Source organism: Mycolicibacterium tusciae (assembly GCF_002086795.1).
In the GTDB taxonomy this organism is placed as follows: domain Bacteria; phylum Actinomycetota; class Actinomycetes; order Mycobacteriales; family Mycobacteriaceae; genus Mycobacterium; species Mycobacterium tusciae.
The window spans coordinates 163,798-179,768 of sequence record NZ_MVIM01000009.1; the positions used below are offsets into that span (position 1 = coordinate 163,798).

Below are 15,971 nucleotides of genomic sequence, written 5' to 3' on the forward strand. Positions count from 1 at the left end.
CGTTCACTGGCTGGTCGATCCGCCGTCGACGACCAACAGCGCCCCAGTGGTGTAGGAACTCTGCTCCGTGCACAAAAAGGCAATCGTCCCGGCGATCTCGGCTGGTGTACCCAAGCGGCTCAGTGGGATTCGGGCGAGTTCGGCATCGATGATTTCCGGCACTGTTTGGGCGAGCTCGGTCATCGGGGTGTCGACCACGCCGGGCACAACCGCGTTGACGCGGATGCCGCGCGGCGCCCACTTCACGGCGAGATTGTGCGTGAGGCTCGCGATGCCGGCCTTGGCCGCGCCGTATCCGGGCACCATGGTCACTGCCCGCAGCGCCGACAACGACGACAGGAAGACGACGCTCGCACCGCCCGACGCTGCCAGCGCCTTACGCAGCCCCACGGTCAGACGGTAGGGCGCCGTGAGGTTGACCGCCACGGATGCGTCGAAGCCGTCGGGCTCGGCTTCGTTGAGTCCACCCGGAAAGTTGGCGCCTGCGTTGTTGACGAGCACATCCAATGTGCTTGTCGCTGAGACCAACTCGTTGATCGAGTCCGCGTCGGTGAGGATGAGCTGGCGGTAGGTCATGCCGGTGAGGTCGGTGTCGTAGTCGCCCGGCCCGGTCTTGGTGCCGGTGATGGACACTGCTGCGCCGGCGTCGCGGAACAGCGTCGCCGTGGCGTGGCCGATCCCGCTCGTGCCGCCGGTGATCAGTGCCTTTGTCCCGGTGAAGTCGAAGGTGGCGCGCGCGGTCATGAGTAGTCTCCGATTTTCTTGGTCAGCCAGGCGGATTCCCAGAAGTTGGCGCTGGCGGCGAGCAGGTCCCCATGGGCGGCCTTGAGGACGGCGCGTGCGCGAATATGTGTCGGGTCGGCATGGACGACGGCCTCGGCGAGATGGATCGCATGCACCGGATGGCCCGCCGCGAGCCGCTCTTCGGCCCGCGCCACGACGCGCTCGGCGCCGGCGAGGTCGACCAGGTCGACGGTGAGCTCATCGGGTCCGATGTCGTAAAGCTCTGTGGTCGAACGGTGATGGAACCACCCGGAGTAGTTCTCCCAGATGGCCCGCACGTCCCAGGCCACCTTGCCGTAGCCCTGGCCGACCTCGAGTTCGGCGGGCAGCGTGATCTCCCGCATCAAGGTGTGAACGTCCTTACCGGCGTTCATGCCCTCCACCGTCTGGTCGTGGAGATAGGCGATCGCGTCGCGCAGGCGGGTCAATTCGGCGTGGATGAGATCGACGCCGCGGATCGGCTCGAAGTGTCCGGTGATCAGGACTTCCGGCCGAAGCTCGCGGACCCTTTCGATCGAGGCGATGGTCGTCAGTGGGTCGCGGTACCGGTCGCCGCGCATCGTGACGAAATTCGGGATATGGCCGAAAACCGGTCCGAAGGTGTTGCCGCACAGGCACACCCGCTGTTCAGGAAGCCAGGCTACCATCGAGTCGGTGGTCTCACCGCCCGGTGTTGCCAGCAGTTCGATGGTGCGGCCGCCGACGGTCAGTACCAGCGAGTCGTCCACTTCGATGTCGGCGGAGTGTGCGGACTGGGCCGGGAGCCGCTTTCCGAACCGCTGCTGGATCGCGGCGATGCCGTTGGCGAGCTTGTCGGAGAACGCGAAGGCGCTGTTGTTGGCGCGGTAGGCCAGTAGGCGCTCGTTGTCGTCGCGCCAGTGACGCCAGTTGGCCTGCGCCACCACCTGAGTCTGCGGATCGCGCATCGTGTCGAGGCCACCGACGTGGTCGTAGTGGCCCTGCGTGATGATGATGTAGCGGATGGGGGACGAATCGACGGCGTCGAAATTGGTGCGGTGGACTTGGCTTTCGAATCCCATCCCGGTGTTGACGACGACGCGGCCATCACCGGTGGTCAGCAGATAGGTGTTCGACAGTCCGGGCGAGCACCAGACGCCGGGTACGACTTCCTCGGCGTGTTCGGCGGCTGCCGGGGCGAGAGCATCAGCGCCAGGACGACTGCGGTAGATCGGCTCTTCGCTCATTCAGTGTCCTTCGGGTCGCACGTCGAATCGTTCGAAGTAGAAGGCGAATTGCGAGCGTAGTTCGTCGGGCGACACCCCGAAGTGCCTTTGCAGCTCATAGCGCACCGATCCGTGCTTGCCACGCGCGTTGCTGTCCAGATATGCCTGGAACGCCCGGCGGACCCTGGACGTCAGCTCGACGCCGGCGCGTGCGTACAGGTCGTCGAGCAGATCGATCTCGTGGCCGTTGAGGTGGTGAAACCCGATGTCGACGCTGCGCTCGGCCGGCACCAGGCCCCGGTCCCGCACACAGCCGCGCAACAGTCGCTCGACCCGGTCCGCCCAGTAGTCGAGCAGCCACTGCGGTTCGATGCTGCGGCGGCGGAGCCGGTCGGAATAGGCCATCATCGTGATCGCGGACTGGATCACCGCGACGGGATCGCGGTGGGTGAAAGCCACGGTGGCATCGGGGAACGTCGACATCAGCGGGCCGAGTTGCTCGCAGTGCTGTGGCGACTTCAGCACCCAGGTACGGGGACCGCGCAGGAACGTCAATGCCTGCAGGACCTTTTTCATGTACCCGTAGTGCCGGGTTTGGTCGAGGCTGAGATAGAAGTCCCGCCAGCCGGGGACGCGGGCGTGCCATTCCAGGACATACCCCGCGAAGTCCAGGTCGAGGATCTCGACTTCCTCTTCGATCGCCTCGGGGAATCGGTCATGCATGGCGGCGGTGGCGGGAGCGCTGATCATCATCGCGTCGTGCTCGTTCTTCGCGCGGGTGTACCGCGGGTCGACGCCGTTGACATCGGGGCCCTGGCCCGGGATCGGCAGCGGCTCTTGACTTTCCCAGTAGGGCAGCGCGCGGCGCCGTGGATCGGCGGCCAGCAGGTTGACCAGATGTGTCGTCCCCGAGCGGGGCATCCCCACCACGATGAAGGGTTTCTCGATCGCGATCGATTCGATTTCCGGGTGGCGCTTGAGCAGGTCCGTCAACGACAGCCGGTTGCGGAGCAGTCGGACGATGCGCTGGCGCAGCGTTCCGCGGATCAGCTGCGTCAGGCCATCGTCGGCCTCGATCGCGTCGACGTAGGCTCTGACCCGCTCCCAGAACTCGTCGTCGGCGCCGAAATCGTCGGCTCCCGCTTCGAGGACGGCCTCGCCGACCATCTGCTCGATGTCGAGGTCGACGCGCCGGCTTTCGGTGTGTTCCAGAATCTGGCGTTGGACGTCGGTCAGTTGCGGCGCAGTCAGATCGTCGAAGCTGAGTTCAGCAGTCCTGCCCATGGCGGGTCCTTGTTGATTGCATGATTCGAATATTCGACATACTGTTCGATATTGTGACGCTGAACGTAGACGCTGGGAGCAAAGGCCGTCAAGTGCCCTCCCCGCCGACCGAACGCGTCGTCGCGGTGATGCACCTGCTCGCCGGTGATCCGGAGCGGGATTTCTCGCTCGCTGACATCTGCCGCAGTCTGGGTATCAGCCGCGCCACCGGTCACGCCATCCTCGCCACCCTCGCTCAACACCGTTGGGTCGTAAGGCACGAATCGTCGGCGACCTATTCGTGTGGTCCGGCTATCGGGGCGCTGGCGCGACCGGCCCACGACCGCGAATTCCGCTCTTTGCTGGAATCCCTGTCCGAAACCGTTGGCGCGCAGGTCTTCCTGGCTCGTCGTGAGGGTGCGACGCTGGTGGTGACGGATTCGGTGGGGGACTCGCTCACCGCACCGCGCGTCACGGCCGGTCTGCGCATGCCGCTGGTGGCGCCGTTCGGGCGCGACTATGTGGCCTGGGCCGGGGAGGCGGCCATCAAGTCGTGGCTTGCCGGGATCGGTGAACCGTCGACCAAGCTGCGCAAGCGGCTGACCGCAGTGCTCGCCGAGGTGCGTGAGCGCGGGTATGTGATCGAACGGCTCAGTCGCGAATACGTCCGCGTCTACACGGCCCTGCGCGCGCTGGCCGCCGACGGCGAGCCCGACGAGATCACCGCGCGGCTGGCCGGCGCGTTCGCCGATCTGGCGCTGGTCGACTACCTACCCGCCGAGCTCGACGGCACCCCCGACCATCAGGTCGCGACGATCTCGGTGCCGGTCAGGGACGCCGACGGGGTGGTGTCGATGTCGATCACCGCGGCGCCGTTCCGCGGACTCAACGCCAGGGAGATCAGCAAGATTGGGACCGCGGTACGCGCTGCCGCCCGCCGGATCGAGGAGAGCGGCTAGACGTTTGGACCAGCCGTGGTCTGTCAAAGTACGCGCGGTGAGCAGTGAATCGACGGCACAGGCGGACATCGGTGAGGAGACCGCAGACGCCGAGGGCAAACTCAAACGAAAGATCACCGGACCACTTCTGTTCATTTTCATTCTCGGCGACGTGCTGGGAGCGGGCATCTACGCGCTGATGGGTGTGTTGTCCGAGGACGTCGGCGGGATGCTGTGGGCGCCGCTGCTCGCAGCTCTTCTTCTCGCGCTGCTGACCGCGGGCTCCTACGCCGAACTGGTCACCAAGTACCCCAAGGCCGGGGGTGCGGCGGTCTTCGCCGAGCGTGCCTACCGACAGCCTCTCGTGTCGTTTCTGGTCGGCTTCTGCATGCTTGCTGCCGGCGTCACCAGTGCCGCCGGCCTCGCACTGGCTTTTGCCGGCGACTATCTCGCCACCTTCGTCGATATCCCGCCGATCCCGGCCGCCGTCGGATTCTTGGCTCTCGTTGCATGCCTCAACGCCCGCGGAATCAGCGAATCGGTCAAGAGCAACGTCGTGATGACTGTCATCGAGCTGACCGGTCTGCTCATTGTCATCGTCGCAGTGTCGGTGATGGTTGGTGGCGGTCGCGGCGACACCGGCCGCGCCTTGGAACTCCCTGACGGCACGACCCCCGCGCTGGCGATTCTGGCCGGCGCGATCGTCGCGTATTACTCGTTCGTCGGTTTCGAGACGTCGGCCAATGTCGCCGAGGAGATTCGCGACCCGAGCAAGGTCTATCCCATGGCGCTTTTCGGCGCGCTCATCACTGCGGGCGTGATCTATGCCCTGGTCGGAATCGCCAGTGCGACTGCGTTGCCGTCCAGTGAGTTGTCCGAGTCCTCGGGACCTCTGCTCGCGGTCGTCGCGGCCGCCGGCGTCGGCGTACCCAACTGGTTGTTCAGCGCGATCGCGCTTGTCGCCGTCGCCAATGGCGCACTGCTGACCATGATCATGTCGAGCCGGCTCGCCTATGGCATGGCTGAACACGGTTTGCTGCCCGACGTGCTGAGCCGCGTATTGCCGCAGCGGAGGACGCCTTGGGTCGCGATCGTGGCGACGACCGCCGTGGCCATGCTGCTCACTCTGGTCGGCGACCTGTCGACACTCGCCGAAACCGTCGTGCTGCTGCTGTTGATCGTCTTCATCTCAACCAACGTCGCTGTGCTGGTTCTGCGTCGTGACACCGTCGAGCATTCGCATTTCCGGGTGTGGACTTTTGTGCCGGTGCTCGGGGTGGCGTCCTGCATCCTGCTGCTCACCCAACAGACCGCGAGGGTCTGGCTTTTCGCGGCCATCTTGCTGGCCGCGGGTGTCGTGCTCTATTTCTCGGCGCGCGCGGCAACGCGGCGCACGGCCGCAAAGTCCCCCGCGCAATAGGCAATACCGGCTATTGTCCGTCGCCATGACCGGTGGCGGGATGGGAGTCTCCGGCTCGCCGGATGACGGCATACCGCCTATCGGCAATTGGAATCGGCTCCTCGACGGCCGCGTCGCGGTCGTCACGGGTGGTGGCGACGGTATCGGCGCCGGCATCGCCCGGCTGTTCGCCGAGCACGGTGCCCACGTCGAGGTCGCCGAGGTCGACCGGGAACGCGCCAACCGAATTCGCGACGAGGTGTCCGGCGCCGGTGGATCAATCCGCTGCCATGTCGTCGATGTCACCGTGGACGACGATGTCACCCGCCTGGCCGAGGCTGTCCTCGCTGAACACGACCGGATCGACGTGCTGGTGAACAACGTCGGCGATTACCGGCCCCTGGTGCCGTTCCACCGGTCGACGCCGGAGTCGTGGCAGCAGCAGTACGACATCAATCTGCGCCACGTCTTCGCCGTCACAAGGGCTTTCGTCCCGTCGATGATCGACGCCCACCGCGGCAGCATCGTCACCGTGCATTCGGTGGAGGGCATGCGGGGCTATCCAAAGGATCCGGTGTACGGGGCGATGAAGGCAGCGGCCGCGCACTTCACCACATGTCTGGCCGTGGATCTCGGTCGCCACGGCATCCGCGTCAACGGCATCGCCACCGACCTCGCGCAGACGCCGCAGGTCGACTACCTGACCGGCTACGAGGACGTCGACGAACTATGGGCGTCGTGGGCGCCCGTCGGCCGGGTCGGATGGCCGGCGGACCAGGCCCGCGTGGCGCTGTTCCTGGCATCGGATCAGTCGGCTTTCGTCACCGGCCACAACATTCCCGTCGACGGCGGGACCAAAGCCGGTGGCGGATGGCTTTTCTCGCCACGAGAAGGCCGCTTCGTCAACAGATCGAGGAACTTGTGACCACATCTTCTGTTGCTTCCGATAGCGATGAAACTGTCGATGTCCTGGTGGCCGGCAGCGCCGGTGCCCTGGCGGGTGCGTACACCGCTGCCCGCGAGGGACTTTCGGTGGCGATCGTCGAAGCCACGGATCAGTTCGGCGGAACGTTCGCTTACTCCGGGGGCGGCGGGATGTGGTACCCGTGCAACCCCGTGTTGGTCCGTGCGGGCAGCGACGACACCATCGACGAAGCCCTGCGCTACTACCGCAGCGTCGTCGGCGACCGCACGCCCGCCGAACTCCAGGAGACGTATGTGCGCGGCGGAGCCGCACTGATCGAATACCTCGAGCAGGACGACCATTTCGCGTTCAAGATCCTGCCATGGCCGGACTACTACAGTTCGGTCCCCGGGGCGCGCAATGACGGCATGCGCCACACTGTCTGCAAGGGACTGCCCGGCGAACGCCTCGGGCGATTCCAGGGTAAGGTCCGTGGTCCGCTGGACCACGAACGTCTCGGCGAGCCACAGCCCGACTTCCTGACTGGTGGGCGAGCGGTGATCGGTCGCTTCCTGTCCGCGATGGCCGACAATCCCGCCGTGGCGGCGTATCTGAACACCAGCCTCGTCGAGCTGATCGTCGAGGACGGCCGAGTGACCGGCGGGGTCGTCGAATGCGAAGGGGAGCGCCGCATGATCAGGGCGCGCCGGGGTGTCCTGCTGGCCGCGGGTGGATTCGAGCAGAACGCCGACATGCGAGCCGAATATGGCGTTCCCGGAACGGCATCCGGCACGATGGGCGCACCCGGCAATACGGGCTTGGCGCATAAGGCGGCGATCGCTGTCGGCGCGAGCACCGACCTGATGGACCAGGCGTGGTGGTCGCCCGGGCTGATCCATCCCGATGGTCGCGCGGCGTTCGCGCTGTGCTTCACCGGAGGCATCTTCGTCGACAAGGCCGGCCGCCGCTTCGTCAACGAATCGGCGGCCTACGACAGGCTGGGCCGCGAGATCTTGAGCGCGATGCGCGACGGCGCCGTCGGCACACCGTACTGGATGGTCTACGACAGCCGCGCCGGTGAACAACCACCGGTGATGGCCACCAACGTCTCGTTCTCGCCGACGAGCGATTACGAGTCGGCCGGGCTGTGGGTGCAGGCCGACACCATGGAGGAGCTTGCGGCCAAGATCGGTGTGCCGGAAGTGAATTTGGTCGAAACGGTCCGTCGTTTCAATGTCCTCGCGGCGCGCGGTGAAGACGAGGACTTCGGCCGTGGCCGGGAATCGTTCGACCGGGCCTTCACCGGAGGCGCGTCACCGTTGGTGCCGATTGACACACCGCCGTTCCGGGCGGCGGCGTTCGGGACCTCGGACCTCGGCACCAAGGGCGGACTGCGCACCGACGTCGACGCGCGTGTGCTCGATGCCGATGGCCGGCCGATCCCGGGCCTCTATGCGGCGGGGAACACGATGGCAGCGGTGTCCGGTGAGACGTATCCGGGCGGCGGCAATCCGATCGGTGCGTCACTGTTGTTCAGTCACCTTGCCGCACTGCACATGTCTCGCACGGACCCCGTCGGATGACTCAGTCCGTACCATCAGTGAGCTGCACAATTCTCGCAGCAGAGATGTTGCCGCCGAGCGGATTTCCGCCCTTTCAGCAAGCGAGAATTCACCTCTGCGCGGCTCGTCATATTAGGAGCCTGACATGAGTGATTTCGCCGACAAATACGGACCGTGGGCGCTTGTCGTGGGCGCGTCCGACGGCTGCGGCGCGCTGTTCGCCGAGAGGTTGGCGCGCGAGGGTGTGGACGTGGTTCTTGTCGCCCGCCGCGAGCAGGTGCTGCAGGATGTGGCCGCGGTTATCGGCGAGCGCACCAGTTCGGCGACCAAGACGGTCGCGGTCGACCTGACCGAGCCCGATGCCGCGCAGACGATCATCCAGGCGACCGCGGATCTCGACATCGGCATGCTCGTCTACTGCGCGGGCGCTGACCCGAATTACCAACCCTTCTTGGCGAATCCGGTATCTGTAGCCGAGGCTCTGCTGCAACGAAACTGCCTGGTGCTCATGCGGTTGTGCCATCACTATGCCGGCAAATTGGTCGAACGCGGCCGTGGCGGCATCGTCAACTTCAGTTCCGGTGCGGCGCTGGCCGGCGGGCCCAACATGGTCGCCTACGGTGGCACCAAGGCGTTCGACATGGTCTTCACCGAAGGGCTGTGGGCCGAGCTGCACGACAAGGGTGTCGACGTGCTGTGCCTGCTGCTGGGCAAAACCGACACCCCGGCACTGCGCCAGCTCGAATACAGCCGAGGGCAGATCGCCTCGCTCGATGACGTTCCGCCCGGCGCCATTCCGGCCGAGGTCGTCATCAACGAAGCGTTCGACAACCTGACCAACGGCCCCACGTTGATGGTGGGGGACATGATGCGAATGGCCGAAGAGGTGTTCAAGAGGCTCAGCCGAAACGATGCCGTCAAGATGGTCATCCAGGCCGGGGCGCAAGCCATGGGATCGGACGGAGATCAGTAGTGCCGCTGTTCACCCTTCGCTTCGACATGCGGGCCCCGTCTCTCGGTGCGCCGGCGACGAAGCTGTACGCGGCGGCCAGCGAGATGTCCGAGTGGGCGGAGACGCGGGGCTGTGTGGCCGCGGTGCTGTGCGAGCACCACTGCGCCGACGACGGGTACCTGCCTTCGCCGTTGCTTCTCGGGTCGGCGATCGCCGCCCGCACTGAACAGCTGATGCTCAACCTGGTGATCATTCTGCCGTTCTACGATGTCGCTCGCCTAGCTGAAGACATATCGGTACTCGACCACATCAGCGGCGGCCGGGCGAGTTACGTGTTCGGAATCGGCTATCGGCAAGAGGAATTCGACCACTTCGGTCTTTCGTTGTCCGATCGCGGGCGATTGGCGGATGAGAAGCTCGGCCAGCTGCGGCGGCTACTCGCCGGCGAGGAAGTCGTCCACGAAGGGCGACGGATGAAGGTTACGCCCCAGCCTCGCAACTCCGATGGACCCATGATGATGTGGGGCGGTGCGAGCTTGGCGGCGGCACGCCGTGCGGGCCGCAACGGTCTCGGCCTGTTGGCAAACGGTGTGGTCCCCGGGATGAAGGAGGCGTACGAAAAGGCTTGTCGGGAATCCGGTTACGAGCCGGGGCTCATGGTGTTGCCCGAACGAGAAACCGCCACCAATGTCTTCGTCGCCGAGGACGTCGACGCGGCGTGGGATGAGATCGGCAAGTATCTGCTGCACGATGCACTCTCGTATTCCGAGTGGAATCCCGACAACACGGTGTCCGCCAACATCACCACCGCCAAGACAATTGACGAACTGCGCGCGTCGTCCCGGACACACATCATTCTGTCGGTGGAGGAGGCCGCCGCGCGCGTCGCCGGCGGTGAGGTCATCAACCTCTCACCTTTGTGCGGAGGGATGCCACCGGAGATCGCGTGGCCCTACCTGAAACGCTTCGCCGATCTGGGCTAGAGCGCTCGGGCCGGTCCCAGGGTAAGTACGTTCGGTGCCAACCTATGAGCGACTTTGTCGCTGTACTGCTACGCAACCCGCGAACATGAGCGACATCGTCGCTCCGAGCTTGGCGCCCCATGCATATGTCCGAGCCGGGCTCGTGGCGTTCGCGAAGCGTGGTTCTATTTCAAACGCTCCGCTGACGTGGGCGATGTCCGCTCGTGCGGCTTACAGAGATGGCAGTGTGGGACCGTTGGGTTCACCATGGCCCACCGGGGCGAGCGGAGCGACGGGGAAAGGGATCGGAGAGACGATGACGACGCGCAAGCCTGAACTCTCGCTGTATCTGACGACTTTCACCGACGCGCCGCAGCACGACTGGCGTGCGACGCTGAATCTGGCCCGCTCGATGGACGTGGCGGGGGTAGACCGGCTTGTTGTATCCGATCACCTGGTGTTCGGCGAGAATCTCGAGGCGTATGCAGATCCGTCGATTGGTGGGCAGGCAGGCGGACGGCAGCCGACCGGCCCCGACGGCGCCTGGCTCGAACCGCTGACCGTTCTGACGGCGATCGCCGCCACGACCACGCGCATCAGGTTGGGCACCGCGGTCCTGCTGGCCGCATTGCGACGGCCCGCAGTCCTGGCCAAGCAACTCGCCACGCTCGATGTGTTGTCTGAAGGCCGCGTCGATCTGGGAGTCGGAGTCGGTTGGCAGCGTGAAGAGTATGAAGCCGTCGGATTGCCCTTCGAGGACCGTGGACGGCTACTCAACCACACACTCGACGTATGTCAGACGCTTTGGACACAGCAGCGGGCGTCCTATGAATCCGCCGACCTGACCTTCAATGGCATTCACCAGATGCCCAAGCCGGTGCAACCCGGCGGCGTGCCGGTATGGATCAGTGGCACCGTCAACAACGCGGTGGCGCGCAGGATCGCTCGCTTCGGAAGTGGCTGGATCCCATGGGGTTCGGCATACACCGACCTCCCCGGTGCGATCGCCGCGATGAAGGACAAGGTGGTCGAGTTCGGCGGTGATCCCACCGATCTGCAGGTGCAGGGCGTCACCCGCGCGGTGAAGGCCGACAATGGAGCGTTCGATTACGCGGCGTCGGTGGCCGGAGTTCCAGCACTTGTCGAAGCCGGCGTCACCGATATCCGCTTCCCGGCATCGCTGACCGTGGACCATGACCGGGCGGTCGAGGTCCTCACCCCACTCGTCGAGGCGTTCCGGGACGTGACGCGCTAGGCGACCGACGGGTTCAGAGAATCTCTTTGATGTCATTCTTCAGCGCCTCGGCGTCGGTGCCGAACACCGCCTGGACACTGTTGCCGACCTCGATGACGCCCGCCGCGCCAAGGCTCTTCAGACGGGCTTGGTCCACCTTGTCCTTGTCGGACACGTCCACGCGCAGGCGGGTGATGCAGGCGTCCACGTTGACGAGGTTCTCCCGTCCGCCGAACGCCGCGATCACCTGCTCGGCCTTGCTGTCCGTTCTGGTGGGTGCGGCGAGCGTGGCGGTCGCGCTACCTGCCGACACCGCAGTCGACGCATCGGCACCCTCGCCGAGGTTGGCCTGTTCCTCCGCCTCGAACTCGCCCTCGGGTTCGCGGCCCGGTGTAGCCAGGTTCCACTTCGTGATCGCGAACCGAAACAACAGGTAGTAGATGACGAAGAAGACCACGCCCATGGCGATCAGCAGTGGGATGTTCTTCGCCGCCGGCGCGGTGCCGTACAGCAGCAGGTCGATCAGTCCGGCTGAGAACGAGAAGCCCAGGTGTATGTCGAGCAGGTAGGCGATGGCCAGCGACAGCCCGGTGAGTACCGCGTGAATGATGTAGAGCGGGAACGCCACGAACATGAACGCGAACTCGAGCGGTTCGGTCACGCCGGTCAGGAACGCGGTCAGTGCGGCCGCAGCCAGGATTCCGACCGCGAGCTTGCGTTGCTTCTTGTTCGCGACGTGGATCATCGCCAGCGCCGCGGCGGGCAGCCCGAACATCAGAATGGGGTAGAAGCCCGAGGTGAGGATCCCCGCGCTCGGATCACCCGCGGCGAACCGGGTCAATTCGCCGGTGACGGCTTCACCGCCGGGCGGTTGGTAGTCGCCGTAGAGGAACCAGATATACGAGTTCGGGATGTGGTGCAGGCCGAACGGGATCAGCATCCGGTTGGCGAACCCGTACACAAACGCGCCGAGCGCGCCCGCACCGCCGATGAACTCGCCGAGACTGGTAAGGCCCGCGTCGAAGATCGGATAGAAGTAGCTCATCGCGAACGCGATGAACAGGCTCGCCAGCGACACGACGATCGGAACGAACCGCCTGCCGCCGAAGAAGCCGAGGTAGGACGGCAACTGGATGGTGTGATAGCGGTCGAACAGCCACGCCGTCACCAGGCCGATGACGATGCCGGCGAACACGCTGTAGTTGATCTGGGCCTGCTCGCCCGCCTTGTCGAGCTCACCGGCCAGGACGATTGGTGACATGGTCTTGAAGACCGCCTCCATCACCAGGTAGCCGACGACGGCCGACAGTGCAGTGGAACCGTCGGCTTTCCTGGCGAAACCGATCGCCACACCCACGGCGAACAGCAGCGGCAGGTTGCTGAAGAGGGCATCGCCCGCCGCGCTCATGGCCTTGAAGAAGTCGCCGATGACGGGGGTTTCGATTCGGCCCAGCAGGTCGGGCTGACCGAGCCGGAGCAGGATGCCTGCCGCGGGCAGGACCGCGATCGGCAGCATCAGGCTCTTGCCCAGGCGCTGCAACTGCGCAAATCCCGGGAAGCGAAGACCCGACTTCGCCTGTGTACCGGCGGGTTTCGATGTGTCGCTCATCTAGTTCAGACCTCCTCTGCCCCAATCGCGTAAGCCGTCGAAGCTCAGCGGAAGCTTAGAGGAAACGCCGAAGTCCAGCCTCTCTTTCCGGCACGCTCGTATTGTTGGTGCGCACGAGCAGAAGGAGTCTCGACGTGGGTACGACTCAGGTCTTCGCGCCGGTCGGCGGCCGTGCAGTTCCGCTCACCGAGGTGCCCGATCCGGTGTTCTCGGCAGGCATGGTGGGCCACGGCGCAGCTGTCGACCCTCCGCACGAGATGATCGAGGCGGTCGCGCCGGTCAGCGGGAGACTGCTCAAACTGATGCCGCACGCCTACGTCGTCATGACCCCGGACAACGTCGGCGTGCTGGTCCACCTCGGCCTGGACACCGTTCAGCTGAAGGGTGACGGCTTCACGGCCCATCTGAGCCAAGGTGACAGTGTCACCGCCGGCCAGGTGGTCATCACCTATGACGTCGCGTCGGTCGTGGCGAAAGGACTCAATCCGATCGTCCCCGTCGTCGTGATGGACGAACGCGAACCGGACAATATAGTTCCTGCCGAAGCGGTCCTTGAGGGCGCGCAGATTCCCTCCGGCGCAAAACTTTTCATTGCGAACAAATAGATGGAAGTCATCATCCTGCAGGATGCCGCCGAGATCGGCGCCGTCGGTGCCGACGCGGTGGCTGCGCTGCTCGATCGAAAACCGGAGGCAGTCCTCGGGCTGGCCACCGGATCATCGCCGCTGGCGATCTACGACGAGCTCGCGCGTCGCTGCGACAGCGGAACGGTCTCCTTCCGTGGAGCACGCGGCTTCACACTCGACGAGTACGTCGGCCTGCCCGCCGAGCATCCGCAGCGCTATCGCAATGTCATTGACGAAGTCTTCGTCTGCAAAGTCGACTTCGCCCCCGGTGCGGTCCAAGGACCCGATGGGCTCGCCGCCGACATCCCCGCCGCATGCGCGGAGTACGAGGCCGCCATCCGCGACGCCGGCGGTGTCGATCTGCAGATCCTCGGCATCGGCACGGATGGGCACATCGCCTTCAACGAGCCCGGTTCCTCGTTGGGATCACGCACCCGTATCAAGACGCTGACCAGACAGACCCGGGTTGACAATGCCCGCTTTTTCGGCGGTGATGTCGACGCGGTGCCGACCCACTGCCTCACGCAGGGGCTGGCCACCATATTGGAGGCCAGTCACCTGATTCTGGTGGCGACGGGCCGGCAGAAGGCAGAAGCCGTGCATCAGCTCGTCGAGGGCCCGGTCAGCGCGATGTGGCCCGCGACGATATTGCAGCTCCACCCGCATGTCACGGTGCTGTTGGACGGGGCGGCGGCCCAACGGCTGCAGCTCGTCGACTACTACCGCGAGACATACCGTTCCAAACCCGAATGGCAGGGCATCTGAGTGCTACTGACGGCCGACACCCTGTTAACAGGACGAGAGTTGTTGCGGCCCGGATGGATTGAGATATCCGGTGACCGTATCGATGCGGTCGGTGCCGGAGCCCCACCGCGTGTAGCAGACGGCGCTCTCGGCGGCGTGACTGTGGTGCCGGGGTTCGTCGACACGCACGTCCACGGTGGGGGAGGGACGAATTTCTCTACGGCCGCGCGCACCGATACGTCAACGGCCGTCGACTTCCACCGTAGGCACGGCACCACGTCGTTGGTCGCGTCGTTGGTCACCGCCGCCCCCGATGACTTACTGCATCAGGTAACCGGATTGGCAGCTGATGTTCGTGACGGCTTGCTCGACGGGATTCACCTCGAGGGTCCTTGGCTCTCGACGGTGCGGTGCGGTGCACATCAACCCGCCCTGATGCGCGACCCCGACCCTGCCGAGATCGACCGTGTGCTGGAGGCCGCCGCGGGGACCGTACGCATGATCACCATCGCACCGGAACGCCATGGGGCACTCGCGGCGATCGAGCGGATCGTCGACAGGGGCGTGGTGGCCGCGGTGGGGCACACCGAAGCGACCTACGACCAGACCCGCGCAGCGATCGCGGCGGGTGCGACGGTGGCCACGCACCTATTCAACGCGATGCGTCCGATCAACACCCGTGAGCCCGGCCCGGTTATCGCGCTTCTGGAAGATCCCCGCGTCACGGTCGAACTGATCACCGACGGTGTGCACGTCGATCCTGCGCTTTACCGCCATGTCTCGCGAAGCACGGGACCAGACCGGGTGTCCTTGATCACCGATGCGATCTCAGCAGCCGGAATGAGTGACGGCACATATCATCTCGGTTCGCTCGCGGTGGAGGTCGTGGACCGAGTGGCGCGTGTGGCCGGAACACAGACCATCGCGGGCAGTACGGCGACCATGGATCACCAGTTCAGATTCGCCGTGAAGCACAGCGGGCTCGACCGCGACGGGGCGCTGATCGCTGCGGTACGTCAAGCGTCGATCAACCCGGCCCGCGCGCTTGGTCTTCCTGCCACGGGACTCTTTGCCGGGGGCACCGCCGATCTGGTGGTCCTCGACACCGACCTCGCGGTGACCGGGGTGTTGCGCCAGGGGGCGTGGGTGCTTACGCCGAACGTGTAGCCACTGCGCGAGATTTTGCGCTGCTCCTCGCAGTAGTTTCACACTCGGCGAATCCGAGGCTGTGGTGCGAAGCCCCGTACAGCATGCGATCGGATGAACTCGGCGACGACCTTGGCGTCGTCCATGTTCAACGTAGACGACGGAGTGCTGAACAACGAGAAGAGCATCCGTGCATACCATTCGCCTGCGGCGGCAACGTCGAGATCTTTGCGCACCTCGCCGGTGAGTTTTGCCGCGGCGAGATACGGCGCAAGAAACTCGGTGCATTCACGTAGAAGGACTGCGGCATTCTTCGTCAGCAGCAGGCTCACCTCGTCGACGTCGAAATAGTCCTCTGGCTCGATGAACCGCCGGGCATTGGTGACGAAAACTCCTGCGAGAACCAGCTGTTCCTCGAGCGTCGCGCCCTTGCGCATTGCGGTGGCCATCTCGCGGTAGAACTTCTGTGAGGCACCCTCTGCGCAGGCCTCGACGATGGCGGCCTTGTCGCGGAAGTATTCATAGACGGTGCTTCGCGAGACATCGGCCGTGCGCGCTATGTCGACGACGGTCGTCTTGTCCAGGCCATGCCGACGGAAACAGTCGAACGCAGACTCGATGATGAGCTCGCGCGTGTCGGTCGCTGTCGTCTCGGTGGTCACGGC

Annotated in this window: 15 protein-coding genes; 10 read left to right on the forward strand and 5 right to left on the reverse strand. The window is 65.2% G+C overall.

Features of this window, described 5'->3' with window-relative positions; translation table 11 throughout:
* Window positions 1–3: 3 nt before the first annotated feature.
* From BST47_RS18310 to BST47_RS18320, 3 genes are read right to left on the reverse strand one after another with little or no spacing between them, the layout of a single operon-like run.
* Window positions 4–744 (reverse strand): SDR family NAD(P)-dependent oxidoreductase, encoded by a 741-nt coding sequence (locus tag BST47_RS18310; RefSeq protein ID WP_083127020.1) that lies wholly within the window; start codon window positions 742–744, stop codon window positions 4–6.
* Window positions 741–1,988, reverse strand: coding sequence for an alkyl sulfatase dimerization domain-containing protein (locus BST47_RS18315; RefSeq protein ID WP_083127021.1), 1,248 nt, complete (start codon window positions 1,986–1,988; stop codon window positions 741–743). The genes BST47_RS18310 and BST47_RS18315 overlap by 4 nt, the downstream gene beginning before the upstream one ends.
* A complete protein-coding gene (locus tag BST47_RS18320; RefSeq protein ID WP_083127023.1) occupies window positions 1,989–3,251 on the reverse strand; it encodes a sulfotransferase family protein in 1,263 nt (420 codons plus the stop codon).
* Window positions 3,252–3,304: 53 nt separating this feature from the next.
* Here BST47_RS18320 and BST47_RS18325 point away from each other — a divergent pair, with 53 nt between their 5' ends.
* The 7 genes from BST47_RS18325 (at window position 3,305) to BST47_RS18355 (ending at window position 11,202) form a co-directional block, all read left to right on the forward strand.
* Entirely contained in the window at window positions 3,305–4,189 is an 885-nt protein-coding gene (locus BST47_RS18325) for an IclR family transcriptional regulator (protein WP_234809764.1), read from the forward strand.
* 37 nt (window positions 4,190–4,226) lie between these two features.
* Entirely contained in the window at window positions 4,227–5,588 is a 1,362-nt protein-coding gene (locus BST47_RS18330) for an APC family permease (protein WP_083127026.1), read from the forward strand.
* A 40-nt stretch (window positions 5,589–5,628) separates the two neighbouring features.
* Entirely contained in the window at window positions 5,629–6,492 is an 864-nt protein-coding gene (locus tag BST47_RS18335; protein WP_083127107.1) for an SDR family NAD(P)-dependent oxidoreductase, read from the forward strand.
* Complete coding sequence (locus BST47_RS18340) at window positions 6,438–8,054, forward strand: FAD-binding protein (RefSeq protein WP_420094045.1); 1,617 nt, start codon at window positions 6,438–6,440, stop codon at window positions 8,052–8,054. The genes BST47_RS18335 and BST47_RS18340 overlap by 55 nt, the downstream gene beginning before the upstream one ends.
* A 124-nt stretch (window positions 8,055–8,178) precedes the next feature.
* A complete protein-coding gene (locus BST47_RS18345) occupies window positions 8,179–9,006 on the forward strand; it encodes an SDR family NAD(P)-dependent oxidoreductase (RefSeq protein ID WP_083127030.1) in 828 nt (275 codons plus the stop codon).
* Between the two features lie 5 nt (window positions 9,007–9,011).
* On the forward strand, window positions 9,012–9,968 hold the full coding sequence (locus tag BST47_RS18350) for an LLM class flavin-dependent oxidoreductase (protein ID WP_083127108.1): 957 nt from the start codon (window positions 9,012–9,014) through the stop codon (window positions 9,966–9,968).
* A 295-nt stretch (window positions 9,969–10,263) separates the two neighbouring features.
* The gene (locus BST47_RS18355; RefSeq protein ID WP_083127032.1) at window positions 10,264–11,202 is read left to right on the forward strand and encodes a TIGR03619 family F420-dependent LLM class oxidoreductase; all 939 of its coding nucleotides are present in this window, start codon (window positions 10,264–10,266) and stop codon (window positions 11,200–11,202) included.
* Between the two features lie 13 nt (window positions 11,203–11,215).
* Here the strand turns inward: BST47_RS18355 and BST47_RS18360 are convergent, their stop codons facing one another.
* The gene (locus tag BST47_RS18360) at window positions 11,216–12,790 is read right to left on the reverse strand and encodes a PTS transporter subunit EIIC (RefSeq protein WP_083127034.1); all 1,575 of its coding nucleotides are present in this window, start codon (window positions 12,788–12,790) and stop codon (window positions 11,216–11,218) included.
* A 134-nt stretch (window positions 12,791–12,924) separates the two neighbouring features.
* Between BST47_RS18360 and BST47_RS18365 the strand changes: the two genes are divergently transcribed.
* The 3 genes from BST47_RS18365 to nagA are packed head-to-tail and all read left to right on the forward strand — an operon-like array spanning window position 12,925 to window position 15,327.
* The gene (locus BST47_RS18365; RefSeq protein ID WP_083127036.1) at window positions 12,925–13,395 is read left to right on the forward strand and encodes a PTS sugar transporter subunit IIA; all 471 of its coding nucleotides are present in this window, start codon (window positions 12,925–12,927) and stop codon (window positions 13,393–13,395) included.
* Window positions 13,396–14,181: a glucosamine-6-phosphate deaminase gene (gene nagB / locus BST47_RS18370; protein WP_083127038.1), complete on the forward strand. Its 786-nt coding sequence runs from the start codon at window positions 13,396–13,398 to the stop codon at window positions 14,179–14,181.
* Window positions 14,182–15,327 (forward strand): N-acetylglucosamine-6-phosphate deacetylase, encoded by a 1,146-nt coding sequence (nagA, locus tag BST47_RS18375; RefSeq protein ID WP_083127039.1) that lies wholly within the window; start codon window positions 14,182–14,184, stop codon window positions 15,325–15,327.
* Between the two features lie 38 nt (window positions 15,328–15,365).
* Here the strand turns inward: nagA and BST47_RS18380 are convergent, their stop codons facing one another.
* The gene (locus BST47_RS18380; RefSeq protein WP_083127041.1) at window positions 15,366–15,968 is read right to left on the reverse strand and encodes a TetR/AcrR family transcriptional regulator; all 603 of its coding nucleotides are present in this window, start codon (window positions 15,966–15,968) and stop codon (window positions 15,366–15,368) included.
* Between the last annotated feature and the right edge of the window lie 3 nt (window positions 15,969–15,971).